The sequence below is a fragment of the Azonexus sp. genome (assembly GCF_047638095.1).
Lineage (GTDB): Bacteria > Pseudomonadota > Gammaproteobacteria > Burkholderiales > Rhodocyclaceae > Azonexus.
In genome coordinates, this window is sequence record NZ_JBLJBW010000022.1 from 21,619 (window position 1) to 42,173 (window position 20,555).

The following is a 20,555-nucleotide window of genomic DNA, read 5'->3' on the forward strand; positions in this document are numbered from 1 at the left end:
TATTGATTCAAGTGGCAAGTTGCGCCTTGATGAACAGGGTCATTTGATAAGGCTCGTCTTTTTCCGGCTTTTTCTTTTCTGATTTCTCCCGCCATTGGCCGCTAGCCTGCATCGTGACTTTGAGTCTTTCCGCCACCTTGGCCGCATCTTCACCTTGCCAGCGATTGTTTTTCAAGGCGTTAAACAGGGCTTTCAGTTCCGATTGATCGGCGGGTTTGGCCTGGATGACTTCAGCGAGGCTACGCTCGAAGGGAGACATAGCCGCCATTCGCTGCGCTTCCCCTTCTTTGGCGCGATCTTCCTGCTGACGTTTTTCCTCGGCGGCCTGCTGCTCACGTTGTTCTACTGCGCGCTTTTCATCCATTGCCATGCGCCCATAACCTACCGCAGTTTTGGCACCAAAGCCCAGCCATGTGCCGGCGTGTTCAAAGGCGGCGGCAAGCAGGGTTTGCCAGGTGGCGCTGAATTCCGGCGCGACGTGGCCAGGGTGGCATTCAACGTGAAAGCAGAAGCGTGAGCCGGGCAGCACGGCGAGAAAGGGTATGGGGTTGGGGGTCAGGCTGGTGTTGGGGGTGGTCTTGCCTTGATAGTAGTCGCCCAGGTGCGGGGTCATGATTTCGACGCCGAGCAGGAGGCGGTCGTCTTTCAGGCTGGCGGCGGGTTGGGGGTAAACGTCCCAGAAACGCAGGGCACCTTGGCGCGGAGCGCTATCGCGGGTCGGGTCATCCTCGCCGGGGCCAAACAGATTGGCAATGACCGCCTCACTCCATCCCTGTTCATCGCCCCATTCGCCGCTAGCCAGTTCTTCGGCGGCACGGCGCAGTACGCCCTTGATGCCAGAACCAGGCAAATAAGGCAGGCCGTAGGGGGAAAGAAAGGCAAAACCATTTTCCAGCGGGTGCTCGTTGCCGAGACCAGTGGCGAAGGGGGCTGTGGCGAGAGCGGGCCAGGTGAACAGATGGGGCTGGCGGGCAGCCAGGTGTTGCTGACGGCCCACCAGGTTTTCTAGGAGTTTGCGGCTGTGATCATGGAGCGGGCAGACGGTGGCTTTCAGCGCGGCGGTAACGCCCGCTTTGGGCTTGCTGAAATCGTCATTCCAGCCGGCGTAATACAGACCAAAGCGATGGCCGGGCGCGGCTTCGCCCAGGTGGGCTTGCAGGTAGTGAGGGACGGCGGCTTGCATGCTCAGACTTCCACGGCGGCGGCGAATTGACGTAACCAGCGCAGGAGCAGCAGGGCTTCTTCGCTGGCTTGGCGGTATTGCTGACTGTCGGCCTGGAGCAGGATTTCCATGAAGGGCAAAAAGCCGATGTCCTGGTCGCTGCCGCCGGCGCGGCTCATCACCCAGCGGCGCAGATGGCTGGCGAGTACCTTATGGTGCGGCTTGCCCTTGTCCTCAAAAAAGGCCAGGGTCTGCAACAAACCGTTGTTCATGATCAAGGCCGGGGTGGCTTTGGCCAGATCCTTGTATTGGTCGCTCAGGGCCACGCCTTCCTGGGCGAAGCGCCAGGCGGTGGCGGAGCGTTGTTGTTCCAGCGTCATCGCCGGGTTTTTTGACAGACTCAGTGTGCTCATAACGTCTCCTTATTTCAGCACAGTGACGAGCACTTGCCCGCGCCCGGTGCTGGCATCACCACCGATCTGGATCAGCTGGCCGTCCAACCCGGCGCTGACCTGACTGAGCACGGCTTCGGCTTCCAGCCGTTCTTCCTTACCGCTGCGTTCCTGGCTGGCCATCAGCGGGGCGATGAGCAGACTTTCCGGTGGCAGGTTTTCGACATAGAACAGGCCGCCGTCTTTGGCGGTGCCGGTGGCGTCGTCGATCTTGACGTGCGGCTCGACGACGGTGGCGTTCCTGACGAAGTAGCCGAAATCATCGTCCGGCAGCAGCACCAGATGCTGTTTGAGTTTGTTGCGGAAAAACTCATGAGCCATGCCCTGCGGCAGAGCGTTGGCGGCCAGCCATTCGGCGACATCCTGCAACGGCGCGTTTTGCTGGGCACGATATTCAAAGGCTTCCAGATGTAATTTATCGCCGGACAGCAGGTCGCCTGCAGTCACACTCGCTTCACCTGCGGCCGAGGTAGTGGGGAGTTTTGGAAAATCCTTTTTCCCCAGCAGGGCGAGCAGCCGGGCGGCGCGCGCCAGGGCCAGCGGGCTGGTGATGTAGACATAGCCCTGTTTGGCGCAGCGCACCGGGAAGGCGACGAGTTGCGCATCGCCAAAGCTGACGGCACCGGCGAACAATTCGCCCCCTTCCGGCCCAAACAGCCGGTTGAGCAGCTGGGCGTTTTTCCATTCGGTGAGCTGGCCAAAACGGTGGCGAACGGCCCCTTTGAGACCGGAACCGGCAAAAAGCGGGTGCTCGGTGTGGCGCTCGCGCTGGATCGGGCTGTCGATCAGGCCGAAGGCCGTACCAGCCCCCATATGAACGGGGCTGATGGCGTAGAGGAAAAGGGTGGCTTGGGCTTGGTACATGGCGGCTCCGAAATCAGTTGAAGGCGGTGACGCGGAGACGGCCGGCAGCGGCGCTCTCCAGGCGGTGGTCGTTGGTCCAGAATTCATCGCAGCCGGCTTCGAGGGCGGCGGCCAGGTGCAGGGCATCCGGGGTTTTCAGGCCATGCTCGGCGCGCAACTGCGTGGCACGATCGAAGACGGCGCGGCTGGCGGGGACCCACTGATGGCGGGTGTTGTTGAAGAAGCGGTCAAAACAAGCCAGACGAACCTTGTCGCCCTGTTTCAGGGGGCCTGTACGGCACTCAAGACGAAGCAAATGGCTGAGGGCAAAGTGCATGTCTTTGCGCCCCAGGATGGCGGCTTCGATCCGCTCAAAGACCACAGGAGTTTCTTCAATGAAATGAATCAGTGTCGAAGCGTCAGGATAGATGCGCATCAGTCATCACCCCAGGCGGCGCGTTCCGCGGCGATTTCGGCATCAATTTCTTCCTTGCTGCGCCCGGAGGGGGGCTGCGTCTTGAGCCAGTCGATGAAGTCGGCCAGGGTTTCGTCTTGTGCTTGAAGCGGCTTTGTCGGTTCTGAGGTTTTGGCCAGCACAATAATTTCGGCTCCCCCCAAGGGAAAATCGCTGGGCAGATCGATGCTGATGCGGTGGTCTTGGGTGACTTCGGTTTCGAGTTTGTAGGCGTACATCTCAGTTCTCCTGTGCCCAGGGGGCGATGCGGCAATGGTTGAAGCCTTCGGCGCGGCGCATGGGGTCGTTGATAGCCAGGCCATTGTCGGCCAGTTGCTGGAGTTTTTCGAGCTCGGCAAGCTTGTCGCTCAGTTGATACCAGTAAACGCTGCCGCTGGGGGCGATGCGTTGCGCCGGTTTGGGCTGTTGGGTAACGAGATCCCAGCCGGAAATGGTGTCGGCGCGGCTGACGCTGGCGGCTACGAGCTGGCCAGGGACACCCTCGGGTTGCCAGCCAGCGGCAAAAATGCCGGGGGTGGTGAGGATGAGGCGGAAGCGGCCTTCCCGTTCGATGCGCGCCCAGTCGGTGGCGGGCAATATCAGCTGGCCTGATTGCAGGCGGGCGGCGCGACCATCACCGCCAAGACGGACGAGATCACCCTCCTGCAGCGCCTGCTCATGTCCCGCGTAAGCTGCGATAAAGCCCACGTTTGCTTGCAAGGCAACGGCTTCGCTGGTGTAGATCATGCCGTCGGCGGCGCTGCGCTTTTCGGTATCCAGCGCAATGCCGAGGCGGCTGTCGAGTTGCCAGAGCTGGCTGCTGCGTACCAGATGGGCTGGAACAATGGCTTGCCCGGCCAGCCAGGCGGCGATGCCAGCGCCGTTCAGCCACAGCCCGCCAACGGGCTTGGCCGGCGTATCGGCGCAGAGTGTGGGCAACTGTGCCAGTGGATAGCTGCTCGATAGCCCGGCGGGCAGAGGCTGCGGGCGCAGGTAGGTAGCGCCGTTGAGGTCGTCACTGTTGACCACGACATCGGCCGGTAACGGCCACAGGGGTTCGAGAGAGGCATGAGCGGTCGACTGCCGGGCCAGGCCAAAAAGTGTCAGGCGGAAATCACTGAGATTTTCCAGTGTTGCGCCTGCTGCCATCAGGCGCGAACGCAGGGCACCGGCGGCGAGGCTGGGCCAGGGCGGCATCAGTGCTTCACCATGACTGCCGGCATCGCCAAAGAGCTTGTTGCCGCGCAGGTAGAGCACATCCAGCGGTTCGAGAAACAGGGCGTTCATGATGATTCTCCGGTGCGGCCTTCGCGGGCGAGGAATTCGGCGACGCCGAGCAGGTCACGCACCAGCGGCGCAGGCTCTTGCTGACGCTGACGGGCAATGCGGCAGGCGGTTTCAGCGAGGATGGGACCGAGCGGCCCGGCATTTTCACCGCCTTGGCGCTTGAGCTGATAGGCGAGATTGCGCGCCAGCAACTCCTGCAGGGCCGCCATGCCGATCTGTGCGGCGCTGGGTAAATCGGTGAGCCAGCCCTGGGTGATGTAGGCGGCACGGCGCGAAGTGTTGCCGGCAAAGAGGGCTTGCAGCTTGATCAGCAGCGCCACCGGGGTATCGGTCAGGCTGCCTTGCAGAGCTTGCGGCCAGGCGCTGCCGGGTTGCAGCCAGGGCAAGGTGAGGTGCACGGCACCACCTGAGCGTTTGAGCAGGTTGATGGAAATGGCATCGCGCCCGCCTTCATTTTTGGCTTTTTTCTCGGTGGACCGCAGTTCGCGCAACACACGGCCAAGCGGCGTCTGGTGATGGGCGACGACGGCACCGGCCGAGGCGGTGGCTTTTTCGCCCATCAGGCGCAGCAGTTGAGCGTTATAGAGCGCGTGGCCGCGTTTGAATTGGGCGTCTTTTCGGTTGTTGACCGCCGCCAGCAGTTCTTCCAGCCCGGCTTGTTCCGGCCAGATGCCGGCATAACCCAGACGCAGCAGAAAGAGGCAGCGCAGCAGGTCATCGACCGAGACCATGGCCAGCACATCATCCCCACCGGCATAGATCAGCTTACCTTTGCAGCGGTCTTCCACGATATGGCGGGCGATATGCAGCGAAAAACAGTTGAGCGCGCCGGAAATAGCCATATGCCTTGCGGGGGAAACCGGGCGCTGGGCCTTGAGATAATCATCAAGCGCCGGGAATTTACCCTTGGCCTGGGCGCGAATCTGCGGGTGCCAGGTTTTTTCAAACGGCAAGGTGTAGTCGGCATCCGTGCCCGAGAGCCAGGCCCCCATCTTGTCGCCATCCATCAGGATGAAGGCGTAATAGGCTTCGGGTTTCTGGCCGAGCAGGTTTTTGACCTGCTGACGACGTTGCTCACGGTTGTCGTCGACCTTGCTGTCATTACCGTCGAGATCGTCGGCATCGAGCCAGGCGGGCAGGCGGCGCACCAGTTCACGGGTAGTTTCAGATTGCTGGTAAAGGCTTTCGGCCAGTTGCCGGGGCAGCGCCACCGGCTGGGTGTGGCGGATTTCGGCAAGTAGTTTGGCAGCCTCCGGCATGTTGCCGCCGCCTGCATCCAGCCAGCATTCCAGTGAGGTGGCGAGCGCCATGGTGTGGGTGGAAACGACGTAGCGATTGAGATCGTCACCGATCATGCTGCGAATTTCGCGCACGAACTGGCGCGGCCACAAACGCTTCAGCATGGCCAGCGCACCGAGATGTTCGCCCTTGCGCAGCAGGCCGGGCAAGGCTTTGGCCGCTTCGTTCCACAGGGTTGGGGCATCCTTGCGGCCTTGTTTGCCCCAGGCGAGTTGCGCCCGGTCGGTGGTCAGCCATTCGGTCTCGCCACTTAGGTCGCAACGGTAGCCTTGGTGTCGCGTCTGAGCAAACGGGCGTACCGATTTGGCAGCCGCGGCAACACGATCAAGCAGGTCATAAATCGCCGGATAGAGCACGCCGGGGTTGGGGGTGAAGAAGCGGGCACCGTCGATGCTGATTTCTCGGGACAGGATTTTCCAGGCCGGGCTACCGAGAAAACCGGGCAAGGCGACATTACCGAGGAAAGGCCGGCTGGCGGCAGCGAGGCTGTCTTGCTGCGCCAGCGCCTTACCGTCATTGTCCTGAGCAATCCGCGAGAAGGGTATGGCGGCCCAATGCACTTCCGGGAAACCGGCAAGTTGCGCGCTCAACTGCACATGACAGGGCAGATCCGGCGTGTTGGCGAGTTTTGCCTTGTCCAGCAATTCGGCCAGTAGGGTTTGTGCGGTGTTACGCACCCAGTCGCGCACGACCTGAGTGACCTGTTCGGCCAGCGCAGCGGCTTGTCCAGCGGGAACTATGGCAACAAATTTGTTGGGAAGCGCCGGCAGAAACAATGGATTGGCGTCGGTTTTACGGTTCACCCACTCCAGATCGGCAAAATACCCGGCGGCCAGGCCGATGTCGTCACGCAGCCACAGGTCGACCTGCGGCACGCCGCGCAGTTGCGGGAAGACGAGCGCATCCGGACCGAGTTGCTCGCAGATGACGCGTAAACCTTCCCAGGCGATGCGTGACAAGAGATGCGAGCCGGCCCACAGGTCGGAGGTGGTGCGGGCGGCGGCGATGAAGTCCTGCACCGGACCGAAGCTCATGGAAAGTAAGGCGGCTTCACCTTTGCCTTCACCCTCTGCATCAGCGGCAAAAGCGGTGGCGAAGGCCCTGGAGAGATCGAGGTGCGACCAGATGCTGTGATCGGGAATGCGCGTGTCAGCGGGCAGCAACTGCCACAGGTGGGCCAGTTCGCTGCCCTTGAGTTCCGGGCCAAAGCGCCAGAAGGCCAGGGCCGTGCGGCGGGCGTCGATGTCGTCGCCTGCCGTCTTGACGATCAGACTGCGGAAATGCTCGCCGGAGAGTGCCTTGATGTGGGCCGGGCTGATGTCATCGAGTTTATCAAGGCGGTATTCCTCGCCAGAAAGCGGGTGAATCAGGACGGGATCTTGATCAAAGCGCACCTGTGCCCAGCTCTCGCGCCCGCCACCGCCAAATTGCGGCCGGTCAGCAGCCGAGGCCCAGTGATCGGCCTGTTTGATGGCTTCTTGCACAGCCTTGGGTACGCCTTGCGGGAAGAAGCTCTGGCGCAATTCGCGCACCGTGCCGCCTTCATGGCCGGCGCTGTCGCGCAACAGCACCAGGGCTTTTTCTGCCGGATCGTGCGTCCAGGCGGCGAGTTTGGTCAGCCAGCGGCTGTGGTGTTCGCTCATTGCGCGCCTCCCAGGCGTTGCAGCTCGGTGTTGTGGTCGAGCCAGGCGTGAATTTTTTGCCAGACGGCCTGCTGATCCAGTGTCACGCCCGGTAACGGGCAAGCATGAGGCGTGTGGTAAATGCGGGCGCGCAGCTGTTGCTGGCTGTCGCGGAAGAGCTTGAAGCGGAGTTGGTTGGCGAGTCGGCCGTCGCCCCAATCAGTTTGTTCATCGCCACGTGCCCTTTGCTTTTGTACTTCGTGATGCGTGACTGGATACGCGAGCAAATGCCGTTCCTCGGGTTGGTGATGCAGTTGCCAGTCCTGATTGCGCTTCCTCTCGTTGGGATGAGGCACGCCTTTTTTGAACCGGATATTTTCCTGAGTGCGAAATCCAATTTTGGTCTGCGCCAGAAAGCGCATGGCCTCTTGCCAGGTGTTGAAGGTTTTTTTGCTTTCCCAGATCAGCGCGCCTTGCTTGTCCTGCCCGATGGCATGCGGCCAATCTCGTTGCAGGCAGTCTGCGAGAGGACGGAGCACGGTGTGCAAGGCTTCGTCATTTTTGACCAAAGTTTTCTGCCCAACGAATTCCAGCGAGCCCCAGCCATTGCGACTGCGCCCGCCGATGGTACCGAACCAGTGAATGAGTTGCAGGACATGGGGAATGGCGGTTTCTTGCTCTGACCAGGCGAGTTTGAGCACGTTGCTGTCACCGGCTTGCAGGGCGGCGTTATTTTTCAGTGCGGTGCCTGCCCCTCTTTCGTACACCAGCGGGCCATAGCCAAGATAAAGCTGGCTACCCACTGGCTGGGCTTGGCCGGTATTCCTATTTTTGACTTCTGGATGGGTAAGGCTGGGGTCACGACCTTCCCAGCCACTCTTGCCTTCATGCCAATGCGCCAGCGCCAGCCGCAGCTTGCTCTGAGTCGCGCCTGAATCCAGCCAGGCATTGCCAAACAACACGCCTTCTTGCTCGCGCAGCGCTTGATGGCGATAGCCGGCCTCCGGCGCTGCAACAATACGCCACCATTCGCGCAGCAAAGCCTTGAGCGGCGGGGTGCGCCAAACGCCTTTTTGTTCGGCATCGCCGAGAAAGGCGGGGGTGAGCAGTTCGATCCGCAATTCGTTTTTGATCATCGTGGGCATAGGGTGCATGATTCCGGGCGGCGGCAAAGTGGCAAGCATACTAAAGAAATCGCGCCTGTCATGATCCGGCAAGCTTGCCGGGGGCATGCCAATGGATCTGTCCCGGTTGCAGCCTCAGACCATAGCGGGTCAGCGGGCGCTGGCCGTGTGGCGCGATGAGATAGGGCGTGGCGGCCAGGCCGAGGGCGGTTTTCAGCCGGCTGTTGATCCTGGCGCGCTTTTGCTCGAAGAATTCCTTGGTGAAGCCGCCGTCGGCCAGCGATTCCACCGTTTTTTCGTAATCGACCGCATCCATCCCGACGGTGTCGACATAAATGGCGAGGAATTCACCTGGATCGGCGTCGGTATGGCGTACCGGCGGCAGGCCGCTGTGCTGGCGCTGTGCCAGCCAGGCGTAGAAAGCGAAGAGTTGCGGCTGTAGGCGGATGTCGTGATTGCCGCAGCGCAGGCGGCGCTCGCTCAGATGAATCTCCAGATGGGGCGGGGCGAGGTGGCTTTGCGTGGCGGCAACGGCGGCGGAAAAACTCAGATTGCCGGTCAGGGCATCGGGCGGCAGTAACGGGCGCAGGCGCACAAAAGGAATTTCAGCGAGCATGACGCGAGCGTCACTGGTATGAATGGGGCGGCCGTCGCGGGTGTGCAGGAGGCGCGGCGTGGCCGGCGGAAAATAGAAATCGGGCAGCGCCTCGAAGGGTTCGGAAACCAGCACGTGCGAGAGTTGATCTTGCGGCCGGGCGGTGAGCGACAGGCAGTAGCCCAAGTAAAAACCCATGGTCTTGCGGCCGCCGGCAATGGAGACGTGCAATTCATTACTGGGGTCAGCAGTGAGTTGGCGCAGCAGGGCGTGGATGGCGTCGGCCGCGAGCGCATTGTCTTCCGGCGTGCGGATGTCACTGAGCGGCAAGCCGTCGGCACCGGTGATGCAATAAATGTTTTCCGGCGGAAAATGAATACCGGCGGCCTGTGGGTAGTCACGGCAAAAGGCCGGGAACTGGCCATGTACCGGATCGAGCAAGGCGAGGCGTGCCCGTTCGCTGCCTTCCTGGCTGGTGATCAGGTGAATACTGTCCGGAATCCACGCCGGAGTTTGCGTAACGCACAAGGCGTACAGCGTTTCGGTGACGATCTGCGGTGAGAGGCCGGTAACGGCGAGCAGGATGCGATGTGTCGGCATATTCAAAAATGTATTAGGCAATAAGGGCGTATCTTAGCCAGCGCCATCTGTAGGCGGAACACTGGCAAGCTTGCCAGACACCTGTCGATCTGACTTGGCGGTGCCGGATAGAGCGCGGCAGTTACGCTGACCGGACAGCCCTTCAGCGGGCGTAAAACGCCTTGTTATCGATGCTCACCCCTTTTCATCGGCCAGTGCGCCACTGCGTTGCACGAGAAAATTTCGTAGAATCGCCCCCTTCTCCCCTGAAAGCCTGCCGCATGCGCCACCCGAAACACGTTCTCTTTGCCGGCGAAAAACCCTTTCCCGTGCTGCCTGTGGTCGACCACTACGCCGGTTCAGAAAAGCTGATGCGAAAAGCGCTGCAACTCCAACAGGAACTCGGCCCCATCTTCGACATTACCTGCGACTGCGAGGACGGCGCGCATGCCGGGGCGGAGCGCGCGCATGCCGAGATGGTGGCGGCGCTCATCAACAGTGCCGACAACCAATTCAACCGCGTCGCGGTCCGCATTCACGATGTCACCCACGCACACTGGCGCGAGGATCTCGACATTCTGGTCGGCCAGGCCGGCAACCGCCTGCCCTTCATCACCCTACCCAAGCCGTGCAGCGCCGGCGACGTACAAACGCAGATCGAAGCCCTGCGTGAAGCGGAAAGCGAATACGGCATCGAGCAGCGCATTCCCGTGCATGTGTTGATCGAAACCCACGGCGCGCTGCGCGAGGTGTGGGAAATTGCCCAGCTGCCCGGTGTTGAATCGCTCGATTTCGGCCTGATGGATTTCGTTTCCGGCCACCACGGCGCGATTCCCGGCAGCGCCATGAAAAGCCCCGGGCAATTCGAGCATCCGCTGATCGCCCGCGCCAAGTGCGAAATCAGTGCTGCCGCCCTGGCCTGCGGCATCGTCCCGGCGCACAACGTCACCACCGAACTGAAAGAGCTCGACACCATCCGCGACGACGCCCGGCGCGCCCGCCGCGAATTTGGCTATCTGCGCATGTGGAGCATTCATCCGAACCAGATCCTCCCCATTGTCGAAGCCATGCGTCCGGATTTCTCCGAGGTCGAAACCGCCGCCGAGATTCTGCTCGCCGCGCAAGAAAAGGATTGGGGGCCGATCCAGCACGCCGGCAGGCTGCACGATCGCGCCTCTTACCGCTATTACTGGGAGCTTCTGGAGCGCGCCCAGGTGACCGGCATGGATTTACCTGCCGCCGCCAGGGAAGCTTTCTTTGCCTGATGTCGTGGCGGAATCTGTATTAGACAGCGCACCTGATGACGCGCCGCTCACCCTGCTCTACCGCGATGCCCACCTGGTCGCCATCGACAAACCCGCCAAGTTGCTGGTGCATCGCTCCGAAATCGACCGCCACGAAACCCGTTTCGCCGTGCAGATGCTGCGCGACCAGATCGGGCAGAAGGTCTGGCCGGCGCACCGCCTCGACCGCGGCACCTCGGGCGTCCTGCTGTTCGCCCTCAAGCCTGAACTCGCCGCCGCCCTGGGCCGGCAATTCGCCGCCGGGGCCGTCGCCAAGCGCTATCTCGCCGTGGTGCGCGGCCACCCGCCGGAAAGCGGCAGCATCGACCATCCGCTCTCGCGCCAGCGCGACGACTACGAATTCCAGGGAGCGCGCAGCAGCCGTGAAGCGCAGCCCGCGCTAACCCATTTCCGGCGGCTGGCGACGGTGGAATTACCGGTCGCCATCCCGCCTTACCCGCAAAGCCGCTACGCCTTGCTCGAACTCACGCCCGTCACCGGGCGTAAGCACCAGATCCGCCGCCACCTGAAACACCTCGCCCACCCCATCATCGGCGATTCGACCTACGGCAAGGGCCAGCACAACCGCTATTTCGCCGAGGTACTCAACTGCAGCCGCCTGCTGCTGGCATGCACCGCGCTGCGCCTGCAACACCCTATCACGCAGGAAAATCTGCAGCTCAAGGCAGCGCCCAGCGGCGAATTTGCCGATTTGCTGAAAAAATTCGGCTGGACCGCGCCATAAACGTCCAAAGCGAAGCCCGCCCGGAACGCGCCTGACCCTGTCACAAAAGCACGCGGGCACGTGGCCTGGGTGACACTGAGCCACCCTCGACGGCCGACTTCAAGCTCAATAGGCGAGCGAGCTTTCCAGCTTGGAAAATGAGGTCATGCCACGACCGACTTCGACCAGCTCATGCCCCAGGGCATCGCGCGCCGAAACCATGCCGATCGCCCGCCCCGCATCATCGACCACCGGAACATGGCGAAAACCGCCGTCCGCCATGAGCAGCAAGGCCTGGGTCAGCGGTTTGTCGGCTGCAATGCACACCGGATCTGCCACCATGACTTCGCCCACTGTCGTCGTGTCGGGATCACGGCCGGGGGCAAGAATGCGCGTCAAGGCATTACGCTCGGTAAAAATACCAAGAATGCGCTCACCTTCCAGCACCAAGAGCGCCCCGATGTGCTTTTCCACCATCAGCCGGCACGCTTCGCGCACAGACATCGACTTATGCGCACTGACCAGGGGATGTTCGGCGATAACCTCGCGGATGATCCGAATGACCATGTTTTGTCTCCTTTTATTGTCGATTTGCACGAAAATCGCACAAAATCGGAAGGTTTTAACAGCAAAGGCACATTGTGGTCATCCTGCAGATTTTGTGCAAGCAGCGCGCGTGGAAATACGATTTCGTGCGATTCAGCGGGCAAAATCGTACACCACACGCACGCGGGCGTCGGCGTGCGGCAGTTCGACAAAACCAATCGCCCCTGGCTGGGTTGCCACCCACTCCAGAACGTCTGCACTGTTCTCCAGCTGCACGGGCGGACGGGCACCGCCGGTAAATTGCTGGCGCGACCAATAGGCATCGATCTCGGCCAACTCTTTGCCCACCAGACGGCGATAAAAATCCAAACGCACCGGATGCTTACCTTGCAAATCGACGGGATGCGCTTCCTGTCCGTTAAAAAACAAACGGTTACGTCCAAAAAATATATGAACGACCTCGTTTCGCGTCATTGCTGCAACGCCGCTGCGGGCATTGACGATCACCACCAGATCCGCCCACGCCGCCTGCCAGCCTGCGCCAAGGCAGAGCACGAAAAGAAGAAAAAGGCGGCGCATTGGCTTAAAAAACGAGGTCCAGACTCAGGGAAAACACATCCAACTTGCCATCCCAGCGCCGACGATCTTCCTCGCGGTAGGGAAACAGGGAACTCGGCTGCCCGCGCACCCGATCCCATTGCGCCTTGAGGGCCAGATTGCGGGCAAAATCCCAGCGCGCACCGACGAATTGCGTTGTCTGGTCACTGTGCGAATCCGCACGCACGGCCGCCACCAGCGGCCCTTTGCCCCCTGCCCCGCGCCGCGAATAAACGCGCGACACGCCCACATACGGCGTCCATTCGCCCAGACGATAGCCCGCCAAAACATAGGCGGCGCTCGAATCCTCCAAGGCCCGGGTGCCTTGGTCGATACGGTTGAGCATGACCTGCAACTGCAGCGGCCCCTGGTCATACACCATCCCGAGCGCGTAATAGTGGCTGCGCTCCCCCTCCAGACGCAGCATCCGCGCCGCTGCTGGCGGAAACGGGACGGCTTCGGCCGCCAACACCTGGGCCAGCGGCAGATCATGGGCAAAACGGATGTTGGCGTAACTCATCCGCGCGGTCCACGGCCCGCGCTGATACTCCAGATAGCCGCCCAGCATGGGAGAAGCGCTGACGCTCCATTGCTCAGCGGCGAGCGGCACCTTGCCGCGCGCCAGGCCATAAAACAACTTGCTGCGCAAAACCGCCTCGCCCAGCGGCTGATTGATGCTGACATCGCCACCGTCGATGGTATGAAACGGGAGATACCAGAAATAATCGCCGGGCGGACGCACAGTGAGATAGGAGTAACCCACCCAGCGCGAATCGGCTTGCATGAAGAAATCCGTCCCCAGGCGACCGGCGCGCAGGCTGGCGTTGGGGCTGGGCTGGTATTTGACAAAGGCCCAGGAAATTTCCGGGCGAAAACTGCGGTCGTAACGATAACGGCTCAAACCTTGCACCGTCACCTGCCATTGTGGATCGATCTGCCAATCGGCCTGCACGCCCAGCAGGCTGTCGGTTTTCGCCGTCCAGGTTTTTTGTGCGCCGCGCGCCTGCGACAAATCGCGCACGAATTCGACCTCATCGGACGTCGTGCGCACTGCCCCGAGCGTAGCAAAACCGCTGATGCGGAAGGTTTTGTCGGTGCCGACAGCGCCGCCTGCGGCGTCACTCTTTTCAGCGCTGTGCGCAGATAGCGCCAGACAGGAAGCCAGCGCACAGGCCAGAAGTCGCCATTGCCCGTTCATCTTCATGCGCTCCTGACTTACACGACCTTGGGCAGCGCGATCCTCTGTTCGGTGCTGAATTGGTAATCCTGAAAAATGTGTTCCGCCGACGGAATCAGGTAGCTGCCGTCGGCCTGGCGCAGCGTGGTGTCCTTCAAGCGCCAGGTCAGCTGGCCGCAAGTCCAGATCTCGAAATTGCGCATGTGGGTACACAGGCAGGTTTTATCCATCACCTTGACCTTGCGCGCGCCAGGATGCGCCGCCACCTCGCGGTTGTAGGCGGTGATGTAGGAACACTTGCCGTTGGCGTCGAGCAGGTAGCCATAGGCCTCGCAATTCGGGCGGATGCCGTCGCCAATACCGGGGCTGCCCTTGAGCATGCGCATCGGATAGCCGGTGGGCGAAATCTGGTTCACCTCGATGTCGTCCTCGGTGGCCTTGAAATATTCCTGCTTGGCCTTGTCCGGCAGGCCGCATTCCGCCGCCACGGTGAAGCGCGTCGCCACCTGCACGGCCCCCGCGCCGGCCTCGAGAAATTGCGCGGCGTCGGTGCCGGTGAAGATGCCGCCCGCCGGGATGACCGGTATATCCAGGCCTTCAGCGCGTAAGTAAGCGAGCACTTCGGCGACGATGGTCGCCAGATCGTATTGCGCCCAATCCATGCCAAAACCAAGATGCCCCCCCGCCAGCGGACCTTCGACGACGATGAAATCGGGCAAACGATTGGTGCGCTGGTTCTTTTTCAGAAAGAGTTGCAGGGCGCGCACAGAGGACACGATGATGCCCAGCTTGGCATCACGAAAACGCGGGTGATCCTCGATCAGCGCAAAAGAACCCAGATGCAAACCGGCCGCCAGGGTAATGCCTTCGATGCCCGCATCGAGCGCTGCCGTCAAACGCACCTTCAAGGTTTCCTTGGGCGCGTTCATGGTCAGTTTTTCCATGCAGTTGATAAACACCAGACCATTGCCGCGCTTGCGCGACATGGTGGCCTCAACGTGCAAACGCGTGGCTTCCTCTACCCGCCCCAGATCGAATTTGACCGGCGATTTGTCTTCGTTATTGACGTTGTATTTATACAGCGCCAGTTTTTCCTTGACGTGCTTGGTATCGTAGCGGCGGTCGGCCACGGTGTTGATCATCGCATCCGAAATATGCCCGACCCCACCTAGACGGGCAGCTTCCAGCGCCAGATCAGCCGTGGAAATATCCACCCCCATGCCGCCGATCATGATGGGCACCAATTCGTGCTTGCCTAGCCGCAAACGAAAATCATCCACGCACTTCATTGCTGTCCTCAAAAAGCCAACAGGCCGGCATCAACCGGCCCGGAAAAACCCGATTCTACGCGATTCCCCCCCGCCCTGTGCAGTACTCTGGGCTAAATCAAAGCTCGCGGCAGGCGGACTTGCTATAGTTGCCACGCTCTGCCCATAAAAATCACATTCATTCCCCAACCGATCCCTGTCAAATTCCATGGCTTTTCTTCAACACCCCCTCTGGCTCGTCGGCTTTCGTCCTTTTTTCCTCCTCGGCTGCGCCGCCGGGGCCGCTCTGCCGCTGATCTGGGCGCTGGCTTTTTCTGGCCACGATTTTCTGCCCTCCCCCCCGGTCAGCAGCTTGACCTGGCATGCGCACGAAATGTTTTTTGGTTTTGGCTGGGCCATTCTCGGCGGTTTTTTGCTGACCTCGACGAAAAACTGGGTCAATGTGCGCGGCCACCACGGGGCCGGCCTGGCTTTTCTCGCCGCAGCCTGGCTGTTCGAGCGCCTGGGCATGGCCTGGGGCGGTGCCTGGCCACAGGCCTTGTTTCTGCTCTCCAACTTTCTCTTTCTCGGCAGCATCATCTTCATGCTGCTCTGGACCTTGATCCGTTACCGCGCGCAAGACAGTTACGCCGACAATGCTTTCTTTTTCGTCCTTCTGCCGGCCTTTGTCATCGCCAAATATTTGATTTTGTTCGGAGATTTCAAAGCCGGCACGGACATGGCGCTGGCGCTCTTCCGCCTGGCCTTCCTGGTCATGCTGGAACGCACATTGACGCAATTCATGAAGGGCGTGTTCCAGGTCAACATTCTGCGCACCCGGGCGCTCGACATGCCGATCAAACTGCTGGGTTTAGCGCTGCTTGCCACGCCGCTCCTGCCGCAATTTACGCTCGCGCTGCTCTCATTCTTGCTCGCCGCCTTGCTGCTGATCCGCTTTGTTTTCTGGCAACCACTGCTTGCCGCGCGACGCATCGACATCGGCATCATGTATATCGGCTATCTCGCCATCGTCGCGCAACTCTTGCTGGTCGGCACCGCCACTTTCATCGACCTGCAACTGGTCGGCACCGTTGCCACCCACATTTTTACCTTCGGTGCCATGGGCTGCATCATTCCCGCCATGATCGTGCGCATCGCCAATGGCCATACCGGGCGCAAAGTCGTCTTTACTGCGCTGGATAAAAGCGTGCTTTACCTGATGCTGGCGGCGCTGCTGATTCGTACCATCATCCCGCAACTGGCCCCGGAAAAATACCTCGCCACCATTCATGCGGCGGCGACTTGCTGGCTCATCGGGTTTAGCTTGATCGCCTGGCGTTACGCCCCCTATCTCTTACGCCAACGCATCGACGGGCGGGAACACTGAGACCCCGGGCAGAGCAGAACAGCGCTTACGCCCGGCTCAGACTTTATCCAAGGGCTCGGCCTCCTCGGCGGGGGTCACATCGAGCGCGATACCCCAATCACCAAAGGTGTACCAATCTTCGCCCAGCAACTCCGCCGGATGCTGGGTGCGCCCGGAGCCGTTGCCGCATTTCATGTCGGCCGCGGAACAATACTGATCGCAGCCCCAGCAAATACGCTCGGGATGCTTGGGGTGCAGCGGAAAAGCTTTGGCCATGATTTTTCTCCCGACCTTTCTCCTGATACCACTCAGACCGTATCGTCGGCCCCGGGTTGCAGAGGTGTGCCAGCGCCCCTCACAACAGCACTCTCACAACAGCAACTCGCCCTGCCCGAGCGCTTCATTGACACTCTGATGCAGCGGCTGCAAACCCGCCGCCCGCACGCCGAGCAGGCGCATACGCTGATCAAAAATGACGCGCTTCAAGCATTGCCCGGCCGCCTGACGAATCTCGCGGGCGCTGCCAATCGCCAGCGGCAAGGTGACATCACGGGTCACGGCAGTAAAATCGGAAAAACGCAGCTTGATACTGATCGTGCGCGCCAGCACTTCTTTTTTGCGTAAATCTGCCGCCAGATGCGCACACAATTCGTCGAGTATACCGGTCAGCAAGGCCTTGTCGCGCTGCACATCGAGGTCGCGCTCGAACGTGGTTTCGCGGCTGATCGATTTAGTTTCGCGCACCGTTTCCACAGGCCGCGCATCGATGCCACGCGCCGCCTGATAAAGCCAGCGCCCGGTGCTGACACCAAACTGCTCGACCAGAACATGCTCCGCCACCGCCGCCAATTCACCCACCGTCGTAATGCCCATCGCCTCCAGACGCGCCCCCGCTTTCGGGCCGATGCCGTTGATGCGCCGCACCGGCAAGGGCCAGATGCGCGCCGGCACATCTTCCATGCTGAGCACGCAAATACCGTCCGGTTTATTGAGATCGGAAGCAATTTTTGCCAACAGTTTATTGGGCGTGATGCCGATCGATGCTGACAACCCGGTCGCCTCGCGCACCGCCGCCTTGATGCGCCGGGCGAGCGTTTCGCTATCCTCAGTGAATTCCGTCAAATCGATGTAGATTTCATCGATACCACGGTCTTCAATGGCCGGCGCGATGCTCGCCACCGCCGCCTTGAAACGCCGCGAGTAGGTTCGGTACGCCTCAAAATTGGCCGGCAGCAACAAGGCATCCGGCGCTTTCTGCGCTGCCTTCATCAAACCCATGCCGGAATGCACGCCAAGCGCGCGGGCTTCATAAGTGGCCGTGGTAATCACGCCGCGCCCGACATAGTCGCGCAAACGGGCAAAGCGCCAGCCACCATCGGCCTGTTTTTGCGGCTGATGCACGCTGCGCCCGCCGACCACCACCGCCTGCCCGCGCAGCATCGGGTAATGCACGAGCTCGACGGAAGCAAAAAATGCATCCATATCGAGGTGCGCGATGCGGCGGGGCGAGTCCATGGGCGGTGACGATCAAAAAACAAAACGCCCCGCCAGAAACACGGGGCATTTTTGCTGCCGCCGGTCAGTGCCGGCACAAACAGAAAGACTTAAACCTTGGCGACCAGATTCGACAAGGTGACGTTGGTGTTCACCTTCGCCAGCACCTTCTGCAAACCGACGCGCTCCTTGAGGTTGATGATCAGCGGCGCGCGCAGGCTGGGCGCGATGTTGCCGCCTTCGGCCTGCTTGTAGAGCACGATCATCACAGCAACGTCATCGGCTGCCGGCGACTTGAGTAGAGCTTCTTCCGCATCGCAAAGTTCCAGCTCGTAGCTGAAGCCGAGCGTGGACGGCGCGATGATCTGGAAAGCCAGCGCCGGATCATCCAGCGACTGCAGGGTATAGCTGACCGGCTCGCCGGCCTGCTCTTCGCTGGCCAGAATGAAACGGGTTTTGTCGGCAAAACCAACCAGACCTTGCGGAAAATTGATGACACGCTCGGCGGCGACATCGACAGCGCCAAACAGATAGGTTTGTACTTGCATGGACTTCCTCCTCTTAAAGATGTGTGCATCCAAGTCGCATCCTACACCAGTCGGCCGCGGCTTGTAATTTTCATTCGTCTTGCGCATCATTGCGCCCTTTTTCTTTTGCCCTTCCCACCATGCTCGCTCCCATCGAACATCGCATCGCCCTTGAACTCAACGTGCGCCCGGCGCAGGTGCAGGCCGCCGTCAACTTGCTCGACGAAGGGGCCAGCGTGCCGTTCATCGCCCGTTATCGCAAGGAAGCCACCGGCGAACTCGATGACACCCAGTTGCGCACCCTGGCCGAGCGCCTGGGTTATCTGCGCGAACTGGAGGAGCGCCGCGCGGCCGTGCTCGCCAGCATCGAGGAACAGGGCAAACTCAGCCCGGAACTGCGCGGTGAAATCGAAAACGCCGACACCAAGCAGCGCCTGGAAGACCTCTACCTGCCCTACAAGCAGAAGCGCCGCACCAAGGCGCAGATCGCCCGCGAGGCCGGCATCGAGCCGCTGGCCCTGGCGCTGCTCGACAACCCCGAACTGACGCCGGAAGCAGAAGCCGCGAACTACCGCAACGCCGAAGCCGGTTTTGCCGACGAGAAAGCCGTGCTCGACGGCGCGCGCCAGATCCTCATGGAGAAATTCGCCGAAGACGCCGAACTGCTGCAAACCCTGCGCGCTTACCTGCTCGAACACGGCCATCTGAAATCCAGCGTGGTCGAAGGCAAGGAAAACGAGGGGGCGAAATTTCGCGACTGGTTTGATTTCGCCGAGGCCGTTACCGAGATGCCCTCGCACCGCGCCCTGGCGCTGTTGCGCGGGCGCAACGAAGGTTTTCTGACGCTCTCGCTGGTGCTCGATTCCGAACTGGTGCCGGAAGACGCGAAACCCGCCAGCCACCCCTGCGAGCAGCGCATCGCCGCCCGTTTTGGCATCCACCAGAAAAACCGCCCGGCGGATAAATGGCTGGCCGACACCGTGCGCTGGACCTGGAAGGTGAAAATTCACACCCACCTCGAACTGGAACTGGTCGGTGCACTGCGCGAGCGGGCCGAGGAAGAAGCCATCCGCATCTTCGGCAAGAACCTGAAAGACCTGCTGCTCGCCGCCCCGGCGGGCCAGCACGTGACCATGGGCATCGACCCCGGCATCCGCACCGGCTGCAAGATCGCCGTGGTCGATGCCACCGGCAAGCTGCTCGCCACCGACACCATTTATCCGCACGAGCCGCGCAATGACTGGGCGGGCAGCATCGCCAGCATTGCCCGCCACGCCAGCCAGCACGGCGTGACCCTGGTCGCCATCGGCAACGGCACCGCCAGCCGGGAAACCGACAAGCTGGTGCAGGAGGTGATGCAACGCTACCCGGAGGCGCGGCTGCAAAAAATCGTCGTCTCGGAAGCCGGCGCTTCGGTGTATTCGGCCTCTGAACTCGCCGCCCGCGAATTTCCGCAGCTCGATGTCAGCCTGCGCGGCGCGGTGTCGATCGCCCGCCGCCTGCAAGACCCGCTGGCCGAACTGGTCAAGATCGAGCCCAAATCCATCGGCGTCGGCCAGTACCAGCACGACGTTTCGCAAACCAAACTCGCCCGCTCGCTGGACGCCGTGGTGGAAGATTGCGTAAACGCCGTCGGCGTCGACGTCAACACCGCCTCGGTGCCGCTCCTGACGCGCATTTCCGGCCTCAACGCCGGCCTGGCCGCCAACATCGTCAGCCACCGCGACAGCCACGGCGCTTTCCGCAGCCGCGACGACCTGAAAAAAGTGCCGCGCCTGGGCGAAAAAACCTTTGAACAAGCCGCCGGTTTTTTGCGCATCAACCACGGCGACAACCCGCTCGACCGCTCCTCGGTGCACCCGGAAGCCTATCCGCTGGTGGAAAAAATCATCGTCGACCTGGGCCGCCCACTCACCGAACTTTTGGGCGATGCGCGCGCCCTGAAAAACCTGAACCCGGTGAACTACACCGATGAACGCTTTGGGCTACCCACCGTGCAGGATATTTTGCGCGAACTGGAAAAACCCGGCCGCGACCCGCGCCCGGAATTCAAGACCGCCACCTTTGCCGACGGCGTCACCGAAGTCAAAGACCTGCAACCCGGCATGATCCTCGAAGGCGTCGTCACCAACGTCGCCGCCTTCGGCGCTTTCGTCGACATCGGCGTGCATCAGGAC

The 20,555-nt window shown here is 61.3% G+C and carries 20 protein-coding genes; 4 read left to right on the forward strand and 16 right to left on the reverse strand.

Translation table 11 applies throughout. From position 1 onward, the window contains the following. Nucleotides 1-7 precede the first annotated feature (7 nt). Genes cmr6 through csm6 form a run of 9 tightly spaced genes read right to left on the reverse strand, consistent with a single transcriptional unit; the run spans nucleotide 8 to nucleotide 9,438 of the window. Nucleotides 8-1,183, reverse strand: coding sequence for a type III-B CRISPR module RAMP protein Cmr6 (cmr6, locus tag ACM62Q_RS07525; protein WP_415035162.1), 1,176 nt, complete (start codon nucleotides 1,181-1,183; stop codon nucleotides 8-10). Between the two features lie 2 nt (nucleotides 1,184-1,185). Further along, complete coding sequence (gene cmr5, locus ACM62Q_RS07530) at nucleotides 1,186-1,575, reverse strand: type III-B CRISPR module-associated protein Cmr5 (protein ID WP_415035164.1); 390 nt, start codon at nucleotides 1,573-1,575, stop codon at nucleotides 1,186-1,188. A gap of 9 nt (nucleotides 1,576-1,584) precedes the next feature. Further along, nucleotides 1,585-2,478, reverse strand: coding sequence for a type III-B CRISPR module RAMP protein Cmr4 (cmr4, locus tag ACM62Q_RS07535; protein ID WP_415035166.1), 894 nt, complete (start codon nucleotides 2,476-2,478; stop codon nucleotides 1,585-1,587). A 13-nt stretch (nucleotides 2,479-2,491) separates the two neighbouring features. Further along, on the reverse strand, nucleotides 2,492-2,893 hold the full coding sequence (locus ACM62Q_RS07540) for a type II toxin-antitoxin system VapC family toxin (RefSeq protein WP_415035168.1): 402 nt from the start codon (nucleotides 2,891-2,893) through the stop codon (nucleotides 2,492-2,494). Next, entirely contained in the window at nucleotides 2,893-3,150 is a 258-nt protein-coding gene (locus ACM62Q_RS07545) for a hypothetical protein (RefSeq protein WP_415035170.1), read from the reverse strand. The genes ACM62Q_RS07540 and ACM62Q_RS07545 overlap by 1 nt, the downstream gene beginning before the upstream one ends. A 1-nt stretch (nucleotide 3,151) precedes the next feature. Beyond that, on the reverse strand, nucleotides 3,152-4,198 hold the full coding sequence (locus tag ACM62Q_RS07550) for a type III-B CRISPR module-associated Cmr3 family protein (RefSeq protein WP_415035172.1): 1,047 nt from the start codon (nucleotides 4,196-4,198) through the stop codon (nucleotides 3,152-3,154). Then, a complete protein-coding gene (cas10, locus tag ACM62Q_RS07555) occupies nucleotides 4,195-7,140 on the reverse strand; it encodes a type III-B CRISPR-associated protein Cas10/Cmr2 (RefSeq protein WP_415035174.1) in 2,946 nt (981 codons plus the stop codon). Before cas10 ends, ACM62Q_RS07550 begins: the two co-directional genes overlap by 4 nt. Continuing rightward, nucleotides 7,137-8,264, reverse strand: coding sequence for an RAMP superfamily CRISPR-associated protein (locus ACM62Q_RS07560; protein WP_415035176.1), 1,128 nt, complete (start codon nucleotides 8,262-8,264; stop codon nucleotides 7,137-7,139). Before ACM62Q_RS07560 ends, cas10 begins: the two co-directional genes overlap by 4 nt. A gap of 58 nt (nucleotides 8,265-8,322) precedes the next feature. Next, on the reverse strand, nucleotides 8,323-9,438 hold the full coding sequence (csm6, locus tag ACM62Q_RS07565; protein ID WP_415035178.1) for a CRISPR-associated ring nuclease Csm6: 1,116 nt from the start codon (nucleotides 9,436-9,438) through the stop codon (nucleotides 8,323-8,325). Between the two features lie 260 nt (nucleotides 9,439-9,698). Between csm6 and ACM62Q_RS07570 the strand changes: the two genes are divergently transcribed. Both ACM62Q_RS07570 and ACM62Q_RS07575 read left to right on the forward strand, forming a co-directional pair. Further along, nucleotides 9,699-10,682 carry an HpcH/HpaI aldolase/citrate lyase family protein gene (locus ACM62Q_RS07570; protein ID WP_415035180.1) on the forward strand — a complete coding sequence of 328 codons (984 nt, stop codon included), beginning with the start codon at nucleotides 9,699-9,701 and terminating at the stop codon, nucleotides 10,680-10,682. A gap of 4 nt (nucleotides 10,683-10,686) precedes the next feature. Next, complete coding sequence (locus ACM62Q_RS07575; RefSeq protein ID WP_415035182.1) at nucleotides 10,687-11,445, forward strand: tRNA pseudouridine(65) synthase TruC; 759 nt, start codon at nucleotides 10,687-10,689, stop codon at nucleotides 11,443-11,445. A 105-nt stretch (nucleotides 11,446-11,550) separates the two neighbouring features. Here ACM62Q_RS07575 and ACM62Q_RS07580 read toward each other — a convergent pair whose 3' ends face one another. The 4 genes from ACM62Q_RS07580 to ACM62Q_RS07595 all read right to left on the reverse strand — a co-directional run bounded on the left by ACM62Q_RS07580 (nucleotide 11,551) and on the right by ACM62Q_RS07595 (nucleotide 15,033). Beyond that, nucleotides 11,551-11,991 (reverse strand): cyclic nucleotide-binding/CBS domain-containing protein, encoded by a 441-nt coding sequence (locus ACM62Q_RS07580; protein WP_415035184.1) that lies wholly within the window; start codon nucleotides 11,989-11,991, stop codon nucleotides 11,551-11,553. Between the two features lie 132 nt (nucleotides 11,992-12,123). Further along, the gene (locus ACM62Q_RS07585; RefSeq protein ID WP_415035186.1) at nucleotides 12,124-12,549 is read right to left on the reverse strand and encodes a hypothetical protein; all 426 of its coding nucleotides are present in this window, start codon (nucleotides 12,547-12,549) and stop codon (nucleotides 12,124-12,126) included. Nucleotides 12,550-12,553: 4 nt separating this feature from the next. Then, complete coding sequence (locus ACM62Q_RS07590) at nucleotides 12,554-13,771, reverse strand: porin (RefSeq protein WP_415035188.1); 1,218 nt, start codon at nucleotides 13,769-13,771, stop codon at nucleotides 12,554-12,556. Nucleotides 13,772-13,782: 11 nt separating this feature from the next. Beyond that, entirely contained in the window at nucleotides 13,783-15,033 is a 1,251-nt protein-coding gene (locus tag ACM62Q_RS07595; protein WP_415035190.1) for a nitronate monooxygenase, read from the reverse strand. Nucleotides 15,034-15,220: 187 nt separating this feature from the next. On the opposite strand from ACM62Q_RS07595, the gene ACM62Q_RS07600 reads away from it, so the two are divergent. Beyond that, nucleotides 15,221-16,378: an NnrS family protein gene (locus ACM62Q_RS07600; RefSeq protein ID WP_415035192.1), complete on the forward strand. Its 1,158-nt coding sequence runs from the start codon at nucleotides 15,221-15,223 to the stop codon at nucleotides 16,376-16,378. A 36-nt stretch (nucleotides 16,379-16,414) separates the two neighbouring features. Here ACM62Q_RS07600 and ACM62Q_RS07605 read toward each other — a convergent pair whose 3' ends face one another. The 3 genes from ACM62Q_RS07605 to fliW form a co-directional block, all read right to left on the reverse strand. Beyond that, nucleotides 16,415-16,633, reverse strand: coding sequence for a DUF3079 domain-containing protein (locus ACM62Q_RS07605; protein ID WP_415035194.1), 219 nt, complete (start codon nucleotides 16,631-16,633; stop codon nucleotides 16,415-16,417). Between the two features lie 93 nt (nucleotides 16,634-16,726). Next, entirely contained in the window at nucleotides 16,727-17,872 is a 1,146-nt protein-coding gene (dinB, locus tag ACM62Q_RS07610) for a DNA polymerase IV (protein WP_415035196.1), read from the reverse strand. An 89-nt stretch (nucleotides 17,873-17,961) separates the two neighbouring features. Beyond that, nucleotides 17,962-18,399 carry a flagellar assembly protein FliW gene (gene fliW / locus ACM62Q_RS07615; RefSeq protein ID WP_415035198.1) on the reverse strand — a complete coding sequence of 146 codons (438 nt, stop codon included), beginning with the start codon at nucleotides 18,397-18,399 and terminating at the stop codon, nucleotides 17,962-17,964. A 119-nt stretch (nucleotides 18,400-18,518) separates the two neighbouring features. Between fliW and ACM62Q_RS07620 the strand changes: the two genes are divergently transcribed. After that, nucleotides 18,519-20,555 (forward strand): Tex family protein (locus tag ACM62Q_RS07620; RefSeq protein ID WP_415035200.1); only part of this gene is annotated, 2,037 nt, incomplete at its 3' end.

Coding starts and splice junctions, on each gene's coding strand:
- ACM62Q_RS07545 (WP_415035170.1), bottom strand. CDS start 3,150: ATGTACGCCTACAAACTCGAAACCGAAGTCACCCAAGACCACCGCATC.
- ACM62Q_RS07585 (WP_415035186.1), bottom strand. CDS start 12,549: ATGCGCCGCCTTTTTCTTCTTTTCGTGCTCTGCCTTGGCGCAGGCTGG.
- ACM62Q_RS07560 (WP_415035176.1), bottom strand. CDS start 8,264: ATGCCCACGATGATCAAAAACGAATTGCGGATCGAACTGCTCACCCCC.
- cmr6 (WP_415035162.1), bottom strand. CDS start 1,183: ATGCAAGCCGCCGTCCCTCACTACCTGCAAGCCCACCTGGGCGAAGCC.
- ACM62Q_RS07600 (WP_415035192.1), top strand. CDS start 15,221: ATGGCTTTTCTTCAACACCCCCTCTGGCTCGTCGGCTTTCGTCCTTTT.
- ACM62Q_RS07605 (WP_415035194.1), bottom strand. CDS start 16,633: ATGGCCAAAGCTTTTCCGCTGCACCCCAAGCATCCCGAGCGTATTTGC.
- fliW (WP_415035198.1), bottom strand. CDS start 18,399: ATGCAAGTACAAACCTATCTGTTTGGCGCTGTCGATGTCGCCGCCGAG.
- ACM62Q_RS07570 (WP_415035180.1), top strand. CDS start 9,699: ATGCGCCACCCGAAACACGTTCTCTTTGCCGGCGAAAAACCCTTTCCC.
- cmr5 (WP_415035164.1), bottom strand. CDS start 1,575: ATGAGCACACTGAGTCTGTCAAAAAACCCGGCGATGACGCTGGAACAA.
- csm6 (WP_415035178.1), bottom strand. CDS start 9,438: ATGCCGACACATCGCATCCTGCTCGCCGTTACCGGCCTCTCACCGCAG.
- dinB (WP_415035196.1), bottom strand. CDS start 17,872: ATGGACTCGCCCCGCCGCATCGCGCACCTCGATATGGATGCATTTTTT.
- ACM62Q_RS07595 (WP_415035190.1), bottom strand. CDS start 15,033: ATGAAGTGCGTGGATGATTTTCGTTTGCGGCTAGGCAAGCACGAATTG.
- ACM62Q_RS07540 (WP_415035168.1), bottom strand. CDS start 2,893: ATGCGCATCTATCCTGACGCTTCGACACTGATTCATTTCATTGAAGAA.
- cmr4 (WP_415035166.1), bottom strand. CDS start 2,478: ATGTACCAAGCCCAAGCCACCCTTTTCCTCTACGCCATCAGCCCCGTT.
- ACM62Q_RS07550 (WP_415035172.1), bottom strand. CDS start 4,198: ATGAACGCCCTGTTTCTCGAACCGCTGGATGTGCTCTACCTGCGCGGC.
- ACM62Q_RS07590 (WP_415035188.1), bottom strand. CDS start 13,771: ATGAAGATGAACGGGCAATGGCGACTTCTGGCCTGTGCGCTGGCTTCC.
- cas10 (WP_415035174.1), bottom strand. CDS start 7,140: ATGAGCGAACACCACAGCCGCTGGCTGACCAAACTCGCCGCCTGGACG.
- ACM62Q_RS07580 (WP_415035184.1), bottom strand. CDS start 11,991: ATGGTCATTCGGATCATCCGCGAGGTTATCGCCGAACATCCCCTGGTC.